This window comes from Nocardia sp. NBC_01388, from assembly GCF_045040085.1.
Lineage (GTDB): Bacteria > Actinomycetota > Actinomycetes > Mycobacteriales > Mycobacteriaceae > Nocardia.
On sequence record NZ_CP109553.1, the window covers coordinates 8492839 to 8509700 of the forward strand.

The window sequence follows — 16862 nt, forward strand, 5'->3', positions numbered from 1 at the left end:
CATCAACATGTGCCCAGGTAGAGACACGATTTGGGAAGTGAACAACCGATACGCTAAAGTTTTCTCCGGTCGCCCGAGAGGGTAACCACCGCCAATCCCCTATAGCTCAATTGGCAGAGCAGCCGACTGTTAATCGGCAGGTTGTTGGTTCGAGTCCATCTGGGGGAGCAGTAACCAGGGCGAACTTCACGGTTCGCGCCTGGTTTTTCTGTTTTGTGCCCGTGAACGACACGGAAACGACACGCTTTCAGCCCGCGAGGCGGTTCAGCGTGGTCGTGAAATCGGGCGCCGCGGTCGGCTGGTCGATGTAGTGCCGCTTGGTCACGGAGTCGTTCGCATGGCCCAGTTGCTGTGCGGCGGCCTGCGGTCCGAATTCGCCGGCGATGATCGACGCGACCGTCTTGCGGAAAGTCTTGGGCGTGACCCATGCGAACTTGGTCCCGCGGGCCTGTCGCCACGCCCTGTTGAAGTTGTGCGGGTCCCAGATGCCGCCGTCGCGGTTCGGGAAGACCAGATCGAGTTCGTTGTCGACCGCTTCGGCCTTGACGCGCTTCAGCGTCTCGGCGGCGAACTGGGGGATGACGACTGTCCGATAGCCGGAGTCGGTCTTCGTCCACTCCTGGCGTATCAACCCCTTGCCATCCTCCTTCTTTCCCTTCAGCCGAATAATGGTGCCGCAGAACGTCAGTCGCGGCGGTATGGAATCCAGCTCCACATCGCACCAGCGGAGCGCCAGGGCCTCGCCCGGCCGAGGGCCGGTGCCGAGTTCCACGTCGGCCACGTCGAGCACGAGCGGGTTGCGCTTCGGTCCATGGGTTCGGGCGCGGACGTCGTCGACCTCTTTGCCTTCCACCCACGCCTTCAGTTGGGCTCGCAGCTCGGTGAGCGTCTCCAGGTCCGCGGCGCGCGGCTTCTGGCGTTTGCGGGGCAGGTCTGCGACCTCGCGGACGGGGTTCTGGTCGATGGCGTCGTGGCGTACCGCCATTCCCATCATCCCGGACAGGATCACCCGCTGTTGGCGGGCCTTTTCGCGGTGGCCGTTCAGCACGATCCGCTTGAGATGGGCGTCGACGCGTGAGGTGGTCGCCTCCCACACGCGCAGACCGCCCAGTGCCGATTTGATCTTGATGGTGTCTTTGTTGGCTCGGCTGTCGGTGGACACCTCGATCTCCGTCCTGTACAGGTCGAGCGACTGCTGAGTGACTCCCTCCTGCAGCGCCTTCTCGGCAAGCCACAGGTCGGCCAGCTCCGACAACTTGGTGTCCCGATTGATCAGTCGTCCGCGCGCACAGGTGCGCTGCGTCAGAGCTTTTCGGAGGTTGTCTTCGGCCGCGCCTTTGGTAGCACCGAATTTATGCGCGGAGTGGCCAGCATCACGTCACCATCAAATGTGCTGGTCGTCCGCCGATTTCAACCTGTTCAGCCAGGTCGGAACTTTCCCTGGAAGCGGCCTCGCTGCAGGTTCGTCCGAATGCCATGTCACCGAAAGTGTGACTCATGCAAGGGAATTCGCTGTGCTGCAACGGCTTACGTCGACGGGTCGCACCCTCGAAAGGCTGACGAGACCGGCTGTGCGGGTTGAGATTCCTCCTAGGATCGCGACCCATTGCCCCGTGTTACGTTGTCGATCAAGAAGTCTCACTCCAGGGGGAACCAATGACTTCGCCCGACGACGGTGCTCGTGGGCTGAACCAGCCCGCTGTGCCTGGCCACTCCCCGGACCCACCCCACATGGCTCCGCCGCCCTTCCCGCAGCCACAACACGTTCAGCAATGGGGATACGGGGCCGTCGCACCGAGCCCGCACTGGCCACCGGCCCCTCCGCCGCGACCACCTCGCCAGATCAGCATGCGCTGGTTCTTCCTGGCGGTCTTCCTGATCTTCGCCCTTGTCGCGACCGGGATGGTGATGTACGAGCCGCGCTCACACGGCAGTTCACCGTCCGGGATGCTGAATTCAGCGGCAGACCAGCTCGGAAAAGCCTCGGCATTGCATCTCGCTGTTGGATTCTCCGGGACCGAGGGTCGGGTGATCGGCGCCGATGTCACTGTCACGGCCGATCTCCACGGCGCAGGTACTGTGACGGACGCCGGCGGGGGCAAGGCCGACCTCGTCGCGACCTCTGATCACACTGCGGTCCGGGGGGATTCGGACTTCTGGGCTCGGCGCGCGCCACTGCAGATTGGCAAACTGACAAATCAGTGGATACAGCCGAAATCTGGTTCCGCCTTCCCGATAGATGTATCCAGCGCGATGAATCCGAGCGCTGTGGCCGAGCTGATCCGGTCGCTTTCCGGGAACGCGACCAGCGAAACGGTCGAGACCCTCAACGGCAAAAATGTCATCGACGTCGAATCCGGCAGTTGGACAGCGCTGTTCAGTGCGGACGGATCCCATGATCTGGTGTGGATGGGCGGTCCCATTCGCGAGGACAGCGCACGGATACAAACCGCTTCGTTCGATCCGATGCGAGCGACGGTCCCGGCCGCGCGGCCGGCCCTGACCCGTATTCTGCCGGCGCAGACCGATGATGCCGCGGCGGCGCCGCCCTATATCTCGATTGCTCCGACACCCGCCGGTGCGGCCGATACGCGCACCTCGGTGGCCAAAGTCCTGCCCGAAGCGGCAGCGCCACAGGCTCTTCCGCCCGAGCAATCCTCGGATGCCGTGGCGGTCGCGGACTTCCAGGGCCAGATCAATGCCTCCGAATGCGCGAGCGCGACGTGCAGTTGGACGATCACCGTCACCAATTCCGGTCGTGGCGCGGGCGCAGCCACCGTCCATGCCACCGTGACACCGGGCATGGCCATGGCCAGCTTCGACCTCGGAACCATTCCCGCCGGCGGCACCGCGACCACGCCTGCCATGAGTTTCGCGAACCCGGCACCCGCACCCTCACCGGGGCAGACGACCAGAGTCTCGGTCAGCTATCAGGCGTGGATCACCGGTACCAGCGAATACGCCGCCCAGGTCGCCGATCTCGGCCAGGTTCTGCAAGGTCGCGGCATCAACCCGCAGACGTCGCAGCTGCAGGTCGATCCCGGGTGGTTGCCGACCGTCCTGGGTGCGGCCAAGCTGATGACCGACCACGCTCCTAACGATCCCGCCGCCACTGCCGAGGCGCTGGAAGCGGTCGATAATGCGAAGAGCGAGCAACTTTTGCCGGAGCTCAAGGCCATCGTCGACTCTGGTCGGTTACTGAACCCCGAGGATCTCGCCAAGAAGCTCGGCCAGCCTCGAGGTACCGCACCGCAGGGCGGATCGCAGGACACGATCGGATTCAGGCGGGAAATCGAGCAGGCCGCGGCGATTCTGCGTAATGATCCCTCCGCGCGGATCAAGCTCGACGGGGAGGAGAACGGCTACCATGCCGACATACTCGACACCACGAACAAGCGTGCGTACCAGATCAAAACAGTCAGCGGCAAAGGGCTTTCGAGGAACCTGCGCGGCGCTGTGAGGCAGCTCAACGGGCTGGGCGGGGCCGACCCCAATACCGGCAGAGCTGAACAAGCGCCGCCGGGTTACCAAAAAATCGCGTTGGTCTACATCGAGGAAGCCAGCCAGTTCCATCAGTACGACAGGGCTGGAATCGAACGTAAGATCAAGAATGACAATAGAAGTATCGAGTTGTGTGACTCGTCCGGTACACCGATGATCGATGTACTCCGGGTCGTGACCGCCCGCGGCACATTTGAATGGTCGAGAGATCAGTTCGGGAGTTTCGGTGCGCCTTGCCAATAACTGGAACAGTTATGAGGTACTCGAGTATCGGTCCTGGTCGGTCGGGTTTCCCCTCGGGGTGACCACCGCCTCGCTGTTGGCGTGGCAAGACCTCGTCCTCGCAGCAGGTGAGCGGCATCAGATCCTGCGGGTGGACGAGGCGGAGTGCTTCGGATATTCGCGGCTGCGCGACGGCCCCTTCAGCGAGTTCGTGCACGCCCATCCCGAACGCCTGGAACCCCCGAATGATGTTGTTCCCGTCGGCTTCGTGCTCAATCGGATCGATGGCGTGTACAACGGGATTCGAACATCCACATTGCTCGACTTCGTCGATGCCGATGGGGAGCTCGCGCAGGACTGGATAAGCTGCATGTCCGAGCTGGGGCGTCGCGTCGGGCTCGGCGAGTCCTACCCCAACGAACCGTTCAGCATCGCCGCGGACTCCGACCCGGAAGCAGCGCCGCCAGTTCCTGCGACGTGGGCTGAGTTCAGTGTCACTACGGATATCTTCTTCCCGTGGGTCCAGCCGCCGCTGTTTCACCGTCCGCGAAATGAGCTGCGGGACAACATGATTCTGGCTCGATTGAACGGGTCTCGGTTGAATGGATTCCTTCGAGACGTGTGCCAGGCCGCTCTCGAGATCGGTGGTGTGTGGGAACACCCCCCGGCAGACGACCTGGAGGGCCGAGTCTTCGACACTGACGGCTTCGTGATCGTCGATGCCCATTCGCAGGGATAACGACGGACGGTTCAGCCACGTTTCCAGGAATCCGGCAATGTTGGGGATTAGGGCTGTGATCGGCGGTCTTCGGTGGGTCGAACCGCGTTCGGCTCTGCAGCATCGGACCATGAGCGCCGTTCAGGTCAGCTCACGTCACTGATCAACGAGACGCCGGAGCCCTGCTGCGATTCTGGCAGCACCCACAGGAACCTGCACGCTTCTCGTCAATATTGCGGCGGGCGGGATGCGCCTCACCGCAGCCAGCCGCGGGATGGACCCGTGTGACGTACTGATCTCCTTCACGAAGGAGATCGCACCACTACTGCCCGCAGAATGAAATGGGACGATCTCTGACGCTACGGTTCCGATAGAAGCTAGTCCAAATAGGCACTGCTGCAACCGGATTGCGAAAGTAGCTGAGCCCTCACCGTGATGCCGTGGTCTTGCTGGCCCGTCTCGGGTCGGGTTGGCGTGATAGCTTGCACCGCGGATCGGATCGAGGGGGAAGACGATGGCATCGCGGGGCTACGCGTGGCCGCCGGTGGGTGAGTTGCCGGAGCCGGTGCGCAAGGTATTGCATGCCAGCGCGGTCGTGGCCGCACCGCCGGGTGTGCTCGCGGCCGTGTTGTGGGGGCTGCGTGCCGGCGGTGTGTTCGATCCTGCTGTCGTGGAGCGGGATTGGCGGTTGTATGCGCTGAAGTCTGGTTGGTACGCCGGGATGTTGGCCGGGCTGAGCGCTGCGGTTCTGGTGGCGGGCCTGTCGGCTGCGGTTGTCCTGGTCCGAGTGCAATCGGCCCGGGCGCGACTGTGGAAGGGCCTCGATGTCTGCTGGCGTTCGGCTGTGATCGGTGCGTCGGTCGGTATGACCGTGGCGTTCGTAGTCGACCGCAGTCCGGGCGCATTCCTGTCCGGGCTTGCCGTGCTGGCCGCCTCGCTGTGGGCTGTCGATGTCACCACCGGGAGTCGTTCACGCCGAACGGCTTTCACAACCGCGTACGCGGGCCGGATCCTGGGCTGGGAATGCTCGACCAGCAAACAGACTGCGTTCGTGGAATCGGCGATCCGGCAAGCGGCTGCGCTGCGGGCCCGTGAAGGTCATCCGCTGATCGATACGATTCATCATTCCGATGCGGGAAGCCAGTATACGTCGGTGCAATTCGTTGAGACACTGATGCTTTCGGGACTCAGGCCGTCGATCGGGTCGGTTGGTGACGCATTCGACAATGCCCTCGCCGAGACCACGATCGGGCTCTATAAGACCGAAGCAGTCCGGGACGATTCCCCGTTCCGACGCGGTCCGCTGCACCGCCTGGCTGATGTCGAGCAACTCACCCATGAGTGGGTCAGCTGGTTCAACGAGTCCCGGCTGATGCATCGGCTCGGCCGCAAACCGCCGATCGAGTACGAAGCCGACTACTATGCCGCTCTGACCGAACAACCGGTCGGAGACAGATAACCGGGTGCGCACGAAACCCGGGGGGATTCACCTTTCGCGTGGCCTCGCGTTCGGTGTTGCCGGTGCGTTTGGGTTTGCGGTAGGTGCCGAGGTTGTTGCGGCACAGCAGTCGGGCCTCGTATCGGCCGTCGGCAAGCTGCCGGATGTGGGTTTGCCCGGCGGTTCCGGGTTTCAGTGCGGTGTTCGTCATGCGGGCTGCGTAACACCCGGCGCGGCTGTGCTGCAACGCTCGCCGCCGGCTACCTCAACTCCGTGCGGAGAGTGCGTCGGCCGCGAGCGACTTCAATCTACGTAGATTACGTCCATATTGCCTGTACCCCGTGTGTGCCGAGAAGATCATCTCGATTGTTGATGTGAGGGCCTGCCGTGGGCGTGGGCGTGGATGCGGTACGTGGCCTCAGTGCTGTGTGCGGTTGTCGGCCCGGCCGCATTATCTGTATAAGTGTACTTATTAGAAGTATGGTTATATCCATGGAAGCCTTAGTTAAGCCGGACCGCGTCTTCGACCGTGACCGTGAATGGGCTGGGTTGGTGCGATTCGCGACATCATCGAGTCCGGATGTGCGGTTGGGGATCGTCAGTGGGCGGCGACGTCAGGGTAAGACCTTCTTGCTGGACGCGTTGGCTGACGTCGTGGGGGGTTTCTTCTTCACCGCGACTGATGCGACGGAGGTTGAGTCGCTGGCGAGTTTCGGTGCCGCTGTCGCGGCGTATGCGGGCGGCGGACGGTATGCGTTCCGGGACTGGGACGAGGCGCTCGAGCGACTGTTCGCGGTGGTCGGGGGCGGACTGGTCGTCATCGACGAGTTTCCTTATCTGACCAAGGCCAGCCCGTCCTTGCCGTCGGTGTTGCAGCGTGCGCTCGATCCGCGCGGTTACGCGCGGCGGGCAGGGACGCGAGTGTTGCTGTGTGGGTCGGCGATGTCGGTGATGGGTCGGTTGCTGTCCGGCAGTGCGCCCTTGCGTGGCCGCGCGAGTTTGGAGTTGGTCGTCAAGCCACTCGGTTATCGGGAGGCGGCCCGATTTTGGGGGATCGAGGATCCGCGGTTGGCGGTGCTGACGCATGCGATCGTGGGTGGGACGCCTGCTTATCGGCGGGAATTTGTCGCAGGTGATGCGCCCGTGTCGGTCGAAGACTTCGATTCCTGGGTATTGCGGACGATGCTCAACCCGCAGGTGCCGCTGTTCCGGGAGGCGCGTTATCTATTGGCGGAGGAGACCGAAATCCGTGATGTGGCGTTGTATCACGCGGTGCTGGGAGCGATCTCCGGGGGGCATACGACGCGCGGCGGTATCGCGAATACCATCGGCCGCAGCTCCACCGACCTTGGGCACCCGCTGTCTGTACTCGAAGGCTCGCAACTGATCATCAGGGAAGCGGATCCGTTCAATCGAGGCAAGTCGGTGTATCGGGTGGCTGAGCCGCTGATCGTGTTCTACGAGGCGATCATGCGCAGGGAGTGGACTCGTTTGGAGCGGGGAAATCCCGAAGCGGCGTGGCGCAACTCGAGCGCGACATTTCTGTCGCAGGTGGTTGGTCCGCACTTCGAGGGAATCTGCAGGGATTGGGCGATGTCGGTGGGGCCGGAGGTGTTCGGTGATCTGCCGGGGCACGTAGCGGCGGCGGCGATCAGCGACCCGCGCGAGAAGCGGCAGATCCAGATCGATGTCGCTGTACTGGCACCGGAGGAGACCGGGCGGCCGCGGCGAATCTTATCCTTGGGGGAGGTCAAATGGGACCGCACCATGACTGCCGGGCATGTGGACCGTTTGCGCCGTGCTCGAGAATTGTTGTCGGCCAAGGGGTATGACACCAGACAAACGATCTTGACCTGTTACAGCGGTGCGGGGTTCGACGAGAACCTCCGGGCTGTCGGCACTGGTCCGGGACCGAGGCCGAAGGAATCCGACAGCCCGATGTTGGTCGATCTGAATGCTCTTTACTCCGAGATGTGGTGAGGACTGAATCCGGTGGGCTGAGGGTGCTTCCGATTGTTCGGCTGGTTCTCGAAACCAGCTGCGCCGTTATCGAATCGCCTTTATGCAGCATCGGCCGCCCGTGCGAGTGCGGCTGGTCAGTTCAGAACCTTTCGTGGGTCGGGGAATCCGAGGGAGGTGTATCCGGGTGCGCGTTTCGGTAGCGAGGATGCGATGACCGGGGTCAGTATGTCGTGGTAGTCGTGAACGGTGGCGGTGGTCTTGCCGGGGTGGGGTCGGGTGATCCGTCCGACGTATTGGACCAGGCGGCCTTTGAAGGACACCGGGGCTGCGAGGAACAGGGTGTCGAGGGCGGGGCAGTCGAAGCCTTCGCCGATGAACGAGCCGGTGCCCACCAGCAAGAGGGGCGGCTGGTCGTCGGTGCGGGTCGACATCTTTTCCGCGAGTGCTTGGCGGTCGCGGGCTTTCATACCACCGTGCAGCACCGTGATGTCGCCGCAGCCGGTGGCGGCGAGGCGGTCGGTGAGTGTTTCGAGGTGTTTAACCCAGGTGGTACAGCCCGATGTGATGTTTCCCGCGCAAATGGGCGGCGACGACATCGTCGGTCAGCGGCAGGTAAGGCGCCTCGGATCGGAGCGCACCCTCCCCGGACTGCTGGCATCCAGCCTGAGCGGCCATCCTGTCGGTGTTCCCAGCGGATCGCGTAAACGTCCTGGCGGCACTGGAACAAATCGAGGTAGAACCGCACCTTGTCTTCCGGGCTGGAGCGCATGTCGACCGGTGTCCCCGCCGCGGTCTGATCCGGATCGGCGGCGCGCGCGTGCTGCTCGGTGAGGTCCAGGAGCCTGCGCAGCCGGGCGTTGTCCGCGCGCAGAGTCTCCAGTTCGCCGGGGTAGCCTTCCACGGCCAACCAGTGTGCCTGGAAATTACTGTGTAGTCGACGGCAATGCTCGGGCTCGTCCTGATCGACGGGTTCGAAAGGCTGTGATGAGGTGCTATTTCGCATCCGCAGGAGCTCCCCCATCTGCGGCATGATGCCGCTCCAGAGAAGGCCGGACCTCGCGTAGCTCCCGAGGAGGACTTGCGCGGGCCCGGCTGCCTGCCCTGATCTCGGATCCGCCTAGACCGCGAATCCATGTATCCGAACACCGTGAATCCAGGTATTCTCTTGGCCCGATGGCTAGGATCAGCGCCGCCCGCCGCCCGCCGAAAGGCATGCTCGGACGCTGGCGAATTGTCGCGATGGACGGCTGGGACCGCGACGCCATCGACCTCGTAGGCCCCGGATACATCGAGTTCCGCCGAAATGGGACTGGGGAATTCGCGATCATCGCGGTTCAAGGCGAGATGTATTGCCGCCCAGAGCAACACGGCGGCACCGACGGTGTGGGATTCACCTGGGAGGGCGATGACGACGGTCACCCGGTGAGCGGTCGGGGCTGGGCGGTGACGGCTGCGGGCGACGAATTGAACGGGCGGCTCTACTTCCATCACGGTGACGAGTCCGGTTTTCGCGCAATACCATTCACCAAGGCTCCCCAGGAAGGACGCCCGTGAGCGAGTACCAGTACTACGAGTTCGTCGCCGTGGACCGCCCGCTCACCGATCGACAACTCGCGCAGGTGCGGGAGCTGTCCACCCGCGCCCGGATCACCGCGACCCGCTTCGTGAATGAGTATCACTGGGGAAACTTCCGCGGGGACCCCGCGCGCATGATCGAGCGCTACTACGACGCGCACCTGTACGTGACCAATTGGGGCACGCATCGATTCATGATCAAGCTGCCGTCCCGGATGCTCGCTCCGGACGTCGCCGAGCAGTACTGCCTCGACGACCAAGTGACCGCCTCGATCTCGGGCGAACACCTGATCCTGGATATGACCAGCGACCACTACGACGGCGACTGGGAGGAAGGCGCGGAGGATTCGCTGGCGGCCCTGATCGGCGTCCGCGCGGAGCTGGCGGGCGGCGACCTGCGGCCGCTCTATCTGGCCTGGCTCGCCGGATATGGAACATGGGAGCGCGAGGAGGACGTCTTCGACCGTGACCACGATGACGAACCCGAGCCTCCGGTACCGGCGGGACTGCGCACACTCACCGCTCCGCAGCGAGCCCTGGCCGAATTTCTGCGACTGGACCCGGATCTGCTCCACGTCGCAGCCGCGGCCAGCCCGGACCTGTGCCGAGCATCCGATGATCCGGCGGCGTTGGCCGCATGGATCTCCAGCCTGAACACGGCAGAGAAGAACAAGCTGCTGCTCCGGGTCGCGCGCGGCGAAACAGCCACCATTCACCTGGAATTGCTGCACCGATTCCGCACCCGCACCGCCGCCGCAGCCGCACCGCCGTCGGCCGGAACACGCACGGTCGCCGATCTGCTCGACGGCGCAGCACGACACCGGGCCGAACGCGAACGCGCCGCGGCCACTACCCGCGAACTCGAACGAGCCCGGCGAGATGAGGCGCTCGCGCGCGCTCGTGTGCGGCGGCTGAAGCACCTTGCCGCAGACGGTGAGCAGGCATGGGAACGCGTGGAAGCGCTGATCGCGACCGGCAAACCTCGCGACTACGACGCCGCCGCCGAACTACTGACCGACCTGCGGACGCTTGCCGAAAACGACAGCTGCGTCCACGAATTCGACGATCGCATCGCGGACATGCGCGCCCGCCACGTCCGCCGCCCCGCCTTCCTCAGGCGCTTGACGACGGCTGGAATCGCCAGCCGTTGACCGTGACTCGGAGTCGCGCGCACCTTGTCCGATCGGTGGCGGTGGGTTGACCATCCTCAGCCGAGAATCGCTCGGCCGCAGCTTTTCTTTTGCGGGTTGACCCACACCAACACGGCGCATTGCGGGGGGTGGGGCCAGCTGATTGCCTTGCCTGTTCGCGACACGCCGAAGCAGATGGCGACACCCTCTCGACCAACGACGCGGAAACGACACGCTGTCAGTGGGATTCAGCCGGTTTCGATGAGATTCGTTGGGAACCTTGAACTCGGCGTCCATGCAGCCCACGGGCACCATCGGGAACTCTCGAGAACTCCGGAAGCCAGCTGAATATAGACCGGCAGGTTGTTGGTTCGAGTCCATCTGGGGGAGCTCGAAACGGCCCCTGACCAGCGTGAGAAATCACCTGGTCAGGGGCCGGACTCGTTTCCGGGGCCACAGGCTGTCACCTTCACAGCGCAGCCGCCCGGAAATGCACCCGATCGCGCTGCGGTGAGAGCCTGGTGTTCATTGCGCCGAGGCCGAACTGGACGCTTTCCTGCGGATCGACGGCACCAATAGGGTGATCGTGTCCACTTTTTGTCAGAGCTGAGGCGAAGCCGGATTCCAAGCGATCCGGAACCGCCTGAGCCCGCACCGATTACGTGATGCGGGGTGACGGGATTCGGGGACAGGTATGCGAGTCAGGAATTGGTCGCGATGTGACGGTCTTCGGTGGGGTAGTCGAAGGAATCGGTGAAGAAGGCCTGGTCGACACCCGGAAGATGCCAAGTGCCGTCCTGGTCCGCGACTGCGGTAGCGGCAAGCCGGTCGATCTGCCGGGCGACTGTGGCGGCGTAGTCGCCGACCGGGCGATACCCGAGGTCTGTGGCGGCGGTGGTGTCGAGCACGATCGGCGGTCGCGCATCCCAGGGGTGTCTGCCCAGCCCGGGGCCGGTCTGATCGTCGAGCAGAATTTCGGTCCAGGTGTGACCGAGTTGGCCGGCGATGGTCGCGGCGATCTGCCTGCCCGTCGGCGCGTCCGGATCCGCGCTGTTGAGCACCCGGCAACCGGGCTGGGCCGCAACTGTTTCCACGAGCGCGGCGAGATTGACCGCAGCGGTGGGGTGGTCGATCCCGGCACCGTGTCCCGCCAGCAGCACCGCCGGTCGCCGGTCGAGCACCCGCTTCACGAAGTGCCACTCGCGGGGGCGTCGGGCGCCGACCCCGTGTATCTTCGATGCGCGCAGCACCGTCACCGGCGCACCGCTGTCGAGCAATACCTGTTCGGCAGCAACCTTGTTCGGGCCGTACCCTTCCCTGGTGGTGTAGTCGCCGTCGCCGGGAGCCAGCGTCGTGCCGGTTTCCCGGATCGGGACCGAAAAGTCCGGTGCGGCAGTGGAATTGACGTGATGCCCGCTGTCGTCGACGTACACGGCCTTACTGGAGATCATTACGGTCGACACCGCGTCTCGTGCGAAGGGCAGCAGCTGTCGGGCGTGCTCGGCGGTGAAGCACAGGCAGTCGACCAGGAGATCAGCCCCGTCGCCGTAGACATTGCCCAACTGGGTTCGATCATGACGGTCCGCCACCATGAATCGTGCTCCGGCGGCAGCGAGTTCAGCCGGCATCCGCGCGGGAGCCTGCCCGACCAAATCCACCGTCCACCCGGCGGCGAGGAGCCGCCAGGCAACCGCGGAACCGATTACGCCCGTCCCGCCGAGCACAAGCACACGAGCCACGCCAACCACACTAACGATCATCCGAAGGCCGCCCGCTTGCCTACTGTGATCGGTTCACGAACACACGCTGCCCCGGCTCAGTGTCATCGTGTGAAGCTTCCACCGTGTCGCGGTCGCAGCTGCCGCGGCCGCTCGGCCGTCATCGTGGCTCGCTCATCGCGGTGTGGTTCGAGCTGGTGATTCAGCGGCACTGCAATGTCGTGCACGGATCGATCACCGAGAGATCGTCCCACGGGCGCACATAAACCTTGTGCGACACCGAGTCCGCAGCAATGCCCTCGGCCGAACTTCCCATGTCTATGGTGCCCTTGATGCTGAGGGTTGCAGTATCGATCACGGTGAGCTGGTTGCCCCGGGTATCCGGTGCGTAGACATTGCCGAGCTCGGGATCTATCGCCATCCAGTACACGCTGTGCCCCATGTCGATGGTCCGAACGTAGGTTCCCTTCCCGAGATCGAGAACCACGACGCCGGTTCCCGAGGGGATGTATGCGGTGTTCGTCCGCGGGTCCATAACCATCAATTCCTGCATGGCGGCGGCCGGATAATCGATCTGTCCCACAACCGATTTCGTGTTCGGATCGATGACCCTCACACTGCCGCTGACGCCTCCGTTGAGGTAGACGAGACCGGTGTCGGGGTTGATGGCAAGGCTCACGCCGTGGCCCGGCAGGACGATTCGACTGGTTTGCAGGGTGGTGGGGTCCACGATCGTGGCCACGACGGTGCCACCGCTGGCCTCATCCACGACGTCACCGTTGACCTGACTGATGTACACCTCGTGGGTGCGAGGATGAACGGCGATATCGCTCGTATTGGCAGGCACGGTCACAGTGCCCGCGATCTTGTTGGTCAGCGTGTCGACCTTCAGCAGCGGCCTGCTCCTACTGCTCTTGTCGCTGCTCGAACTGAGTATCCAGAGCGTGTGGTTCTGTGGATCGACCGCCATACCGCCGAGACTGCTGCCGGTACCGAGAGGGATCGTCGCGACGGTCTTCTCCGCGACGGTATCGACGACGGACACGGTGTAATCGAGAGTGTCCGAGGTGTACACGCGATGATTGATCGGATCGGCGATCGTGATGCCGACGCCCTGCGAGCGGCCGACGGCAATCGTCTTGTACTGCGGCGCATTCGACGACTGGGCCGATGAATCCTGTGACTTCAGCACGGCAACGCCGGCGATCGCGGTTCCGCCCAGCAGCACTACCAGCGCGGCGATGATCAGCGCGAGCCGGGGAGAGAGCGTGGATGACGGTGCGCTGATCGGTGGAGCGCTCGGCGGCGGCTCGAATTGTGGTGCGGTGGATATCATTCGGTGTGGCTGCGGAAGCAGTTGAAGTCGTTCGGGCGGGCATCCGGCTTCGGCTGCCGCGGCCACCAACAGCTGCGTCTGCGCCACCGTCCACCACGCCGGATGGGCCAGTGTCAGCCCCGAAGGGGGCCACCCGGATTCAGCCTGCGCCCGTGCGACGGCGTCGCGAATCATCGCCGTGACCATCGATGCTGATTCGGCTGCCCCGACATCCACACGCAACCAGGCAGTTTGGCCATTCATCAACGGTGCCCCTCCCCAAGACAGCAAACGGCGCCAGCATAGCCGGGCGGTCGCGGCTCCCGAAACCACAGTGTCGGCAAAGTGGGGGATTGGGACCGCCGTCGGTCGGAGTCGTACCCCTCGGGGCAATGCCGGGTAGAGACTGGGCTGGGATAGGCGCGGAGGCGCGGTTACGCTGTCGCGGCACGCTTTTCATTTACAGGGGGTTACGCGGTGGCGCGGTGGGGCTTTTGGTTGATGGTGCTGGGGTTCGGGTCGTTGCTTTTGCGGCGGGAGAATCGGGAGTTTCTTGTTCTGGCGTGGGCGGATCCGATACAGCCGGTTTTCGGTGTGGTGCTCGGTCTCATTGGGGTCGGGGTGTTGCTGGCAGGGGCGTTGTGGGACGCCCAGTTGAATGTGGCGGCGGAGCGGAACAAGGCAATTGTGGCCGCTGCCGGGCAGTGGCGGGTTCAGGCCGCGGCTGCGCGGGCGCGGGGCGAAAAGGTGTAGCCCTTGCGCGAAATTCGCGGTGCCTCGCGACCGCTACGCAGGGCGGCCCGCCGTCACTCGGTTCGCACCGGTGCGCGCTTCAATTCCCTTAAGGCCGTGCGCAGTCCGCGGCGCTTGCCGGTTTCGGGATCGACGCCGAAGTGCGTCTGGAGACCGTCGCGGATGGCGAAGCGCAGTTCCGAAGCTGTTTCCGGTGCGTCGTCGGAGGTTGCTTCGAGTAGGGCGTTCGGCAGGGCTAGCTTGGCGATCGTCCGAAACGATTGCAGGTATTGGCCGCCGAGTGAACCGGTTGTATAGGGGAGGTCGTATTTGTCGCACAGCTCCCGCACGCGTACGCCGATTTCCTCATAGCGATTGCTCGGCAGGTCGGGGTACAGGTGGTGTTCGATCTGGTGGCTGAGATTGCCGCTCATGAAGCGCATCAGCGGTCCCGCCCGGAAGTTGGCCGACCCCAGCATCTGTCGCAGATACCAGCGCGGCTGATCCTCGGTCTCGAACTCCGCCACGGTGAATTTCTCGGCGCCGTCGGGGAAGTGGCCGCAGAAGATCACCATGTAGGTCCAATAGTTGCGGACGAAATTGGCGGTGGCATCGGCGGTCAGGGTCGTCTTCCAATTCTTGCCGGCCAGCGCCGGGAAGATCAGATAATCCTTGGCCGCCTGCTTGCCGACCTTGGTTCCGATGATGCGCAGGTCTTTGAACGCCTGCCGCCAGGTCTTCTCGCCGCTGCGGAGTTTCTCCACCTCGAGGTGGTGCAGGGCCACGCCCCACTCGAAAAACGTTCCGAGAACGAGGTTGTACACCGGATTGCCGACGTTCCACCACTCCCACCGCTGGTCCCGCGTCACGCGCAGAATGCCGTACCCGACATCGTCGTCCATTCCGACGATATTGGTGTACTTGTGATGGACGAAGTTGTGCGAATGCTTCCACTGCACGCTGGGGCAGGTGGTGTCCCACTCCCATGAGGACGAGTGGATCTCCGGATCGTTCATCCAGTCCCATTGCCCGTGCATCACATTGTGGCCGAGTTCCATGTTCTCGATGATCTTGGCCAGCGAGAGCATCACCGTGCCCGCGAGCCATGCGGGCTTGCGGTTGCTGAACATCAGGGCGACGCGGCCACCGGCCGCCAGGGCGCGGTGCAGCGTGATGGCACGCCGGATGTAGCGAGCGTCATCGTCGCCACGTGACTCCTCTATATCGCGGCGGATGGCATCGAGTTCGGCGCCGAGAGCGTCGATATCGTCGGCGGTCAGATGTGCGTAGGTGTCGATGTCTGTGATGGCCATCGGGCTCCTAAATATCGAGAGTGCATTCACCAGAGACACTGCTGATGCACGTTTGGATTCGTTCTCCTTCGCGACGCTCCTCACCGGTGCGCAGGTCGCGGACGTATCCGCCCGCCAGTGGCAGGACGCAGGTTTTGCAGATGCCCATCCTGCAACCGAACGGCATATTGATGCCCAACTTCTCGCCCGCTTCGAGAAGTGTTGTCGCGCCGTCGATCTCGGCTTCCCTGCCCGAGACGGCGAACCGCACCGTACCGCCCTCGCCACCGTGATCGGTACGAGCGATCGCGAACCGCTCGACGTGCAGACGATCCCGCAGGCCACCACCGTCGTAGTGCGACTCCATCGCGTCCAGCAGGGCCGGAGGTCCGCACGCCCAGCACTCGCGCTCACGCCAGTCGGGTACCCACTCATCGAGCCGGGACGCGGTGAACTTGCCCATTTTCCGGGTGAGCTGGAGTTGCAGATCGTAGCCGGGAGTCTTCTCGGCGCGGGCTTCCATCTCGTCGAGGAAGATGACTTCGTCGCGGGTCGGCGCGGAATGGATGTGGCGGATATCGGGCCGCTGCCCGTGCGATTCGAGCGACCGCAGCATGGCGATCACCGGGGTGATGCCACTGCCCGCGGTGACGAACAGGATCTTGCCCGGAACAGGCTCCGGCAGTTGGAAATCCCCGCGCGGCGCGGCCAGCCGGATGATCGTGGAGGGCGCGACACCATCGACCAGATGGCTCGACAGGAAGCCGTCGGGGTTGGCCTTGACGGTGATCGCAATGGTCTTCTCCGCGGCCGACCCGACGATCGAGGTGAGCGAATAGGAGCGCCACCGCCAGCGGCCATCCAACTGCACCCCGATGCCGACATACTGGCCGGGTTTGTACGCTGCCGGGAACCCCCAACCGGTGCGGATCGTCACCGTCGCGGTGTCTTCGGTCTCCTTGACGACCCCGACAACCCTCCCGCGGTGTTCACGGGCCGTCCACAGCGGGTTGAGCAGATGTAGGTAGTCATCGGGAAGCAGCGGTGTCGTGGCTCTGGCCAATAGACCGCGCAGGATGTTGACCTGAGGTTTCTTTGCACCAACGCCCGCGGTCGGACGAGTACTCCAATTCAGAAGGCCCACAAGCAGCTCCATCGGTTTCTGTGTACAACTGTACACTGAAACCGTACCGGCCCGACCGGAACAAGACCAGCGGCAGACATTGCCGCCGGAGGTCAGGTCGGGTTGCCGGGACCCA

At 63.9% G+C, this 16862-nt stretch carries 12 protein-coding genes, 1 tRNA gene and 2 pseudogenes; 8 read left to right on the forward strand and 7 right to left on the reverse strand.

What is annotated here, in order from left to right:
* Positions 1–95 precede the first annotated feature (95 nt).
* Positions 96–168 (forward strand) — tRNA-Asn (locus OG716_RS40090).
* A 79-nt stretch (positions 169–247) separates the two neighbouring features.
* On the opposite strand, the gene OG716_RS40095 is transcribed toward OG716_RS40090, so the two are convergent.
* Positions 248–1255 (reverse strand): tyrosine-type recombinase/integrase, encoded by a 1008-nt coding sequence (locus OG716_RS40095; RefSeq protein ID WP_405135383.1) that lies wholly within the window; start codon positions 1253–1255, stop codon positions 248–250.
* Positions 1256–1848: 593 nt separating this feature from the next.
* Between OG716_RS40095 and OG716_RS40100 the strand changes: the two genes are divergently transcribed.
* The 4 genes and pseudogenes from OG716_RS40100 (at position 1849) to OG716_RS40115 (ending at position 7859) form a co-directional block, all read left to right on the forward strand.
* Complete coding sequence (locus OG716_RS40100) at positions 1849–3744, forward strand: hypothetical protein (protein ID WP_405135384.1); 1896 nt, start codon at positions 1849–1851, stop codon at positions 3742–3744.
* Between the two features lie 130 nt (positions 3745–3874).
* The gene (locus tag OG716_RS40105; protein WP_405135385.1) at positions 3875–4462 is read left to right on the forward strand and encodes a hypothetical protein; all 588 of its coding nucleotides are present in this window, start codon (positions 3875–3877) and stop codon (positions 4460–4462) included.
* An 859-nt stretch (positions 4463–5321) separates the two neighbouring features.
* A pseudogene (locus OG716_RS40110) lies at positions 5322–5900 on the forward strand (DDE-type integrase/transposase/recombinase); the annotation flags it as partial.
* Positions 5901–6371: 471 nt separating this feature from the next.
* On the forward strand, positions 6372–7859 hold the full coding sequence (locus OG716_RS40115; protein ID WP_405135386.1) for an ATP-binding protein: 1488 nt from the start codon (positions 6372–6374) through the stop codon (positions 7857–7859).
* Positions 7860–7975: 116 nt separating this feature from the next.
* Here OG716_RS40115 and OG716_RS40120 read toward each other — a convergent pair whose 3' ends face one another.
* Together OG716_RS40120 and OG716_RS40125 are read right to left on the reverse strand one after the other, a co-directional pair.
* Positions 7976–8437, reverse strand: a complete 462-nt coding sequence (locus tag OG716_RS40120; protein WP_405135387.1) for a DEAD/DEAH box helicase — start codon at positions 8435–8437, stop codon at positions 7976–7978.
* 95 nt (positions 8438–8532) lie between these two features.
* A pseudogene (locus tag OG716_RS40125) lies at positions 8533–8871 on the reverse strand (hypothetical protein); the annotation flags it as partial.
* 143 nt (positions 8872–9014) lie between these two features.
* Here OG716_RS40125 and OG716_RS40130 point away from each other — a divergent pair.
* Positions 9015–9395: a hypothetical protein gene (locus OG716_RS40130; RefSeq protein WP_405135388.1), complete on the forward strand. Its 381-nt coding sequence runs from the start codon at positions 9015–9017 to the stop codon at positions 9393–9395.
* Positions 9392–10567, forward strand: a complete 1176-nt coding sequence (locus OG716_RS40135; RefSeq protein WP_405135389.1) for a hypothetical protein — start codon at positions 9392–9394, stop codon at positions 10565–10567. The genes OG716_RS40130 and OG716_RS40135 overlap by 4 nt, the downstream gene beginning before the upstream one ends.
* A 680-nt stretch (positions 10568–11247) precedes the next feature.
* Here OG716_RS40135 and OG716_RS40140 read toward each other — a convergent pair.
* Together OG716_RS40140 and OG716_RS40145 are read right to left on the reverse strand one after the other, a co-directional pair.
* The gene (locus OG716_RS40140) at positions 11248–12285 is read right to left on the reverse strand and encodes an NAD-dependent epimerase/dehydratase family protein (protein WP_405135390.1); all 1038 of its coding nucleotides are present in this window, start codon (positions 12283–12285) and stop codon (positions 11248–11250) included.
* 181 nt (positions 12286–12466) lie between these two features.
* Positions 12467–13843 carry a YncE family protein gene (locus OG716_RS40145; RefSeq protein ID WP_405135391.1) on the reverse strand — a complete coding sequence of 459 codons (1377 nt, stop codon included), beginning with the start codon at positions 13841–13843 and terminating at the stop codon, positions 12467–12469.
* 213 nt (positions 13844–14056) lie between these two features.
* Between OG716_RS40145 and OG716_RS40150 the strand changes: the two genes are divergently transcribed.
* A complete protein-coding gene (locus OG716_RS40150) occupies positions 14057–14332 on the forward strand; it encodes a hypothetical protein (protein ID WP_405135392.1) in 276 nt (91 codons plus the stop codon).
* Between the two features lie 53 nt (positions 14333–14385).
* Here the strand turns inward: OG716_RS40150 and OG716_RS40155 are convergent, their stop codons facing one another.
* Together OG716_RS40155 and OG716_RS40160 are read right to left on the reverse strand one after the other, a co-directional pair.
* Positions 14386–15624 carry a fatty acid desaturase family protein gene (locus tag OG716_RS40155; RefSeq protein WP_405135393.1) on the reverse strand — a complete coding sequence of 413 codons (1239 nt, stop codon included), beginning with the start codon at positions 15622–15624 and terminating at the stop codon, positions 14386–14388.
* 7 nt (positions 15625–15631) lie between these two features.
* Positions 15632–16747, reverse strand: a complete 1116-nt coding sequence (locus OG716_RS40160) for a ferredoxin reductase (protein ID WP_405140259.1) — start codon at positions 16745–16747, stop codon at positions 15632–15634.
* Positions 16748–16862 lie beyond the last annotated feature (115 nt).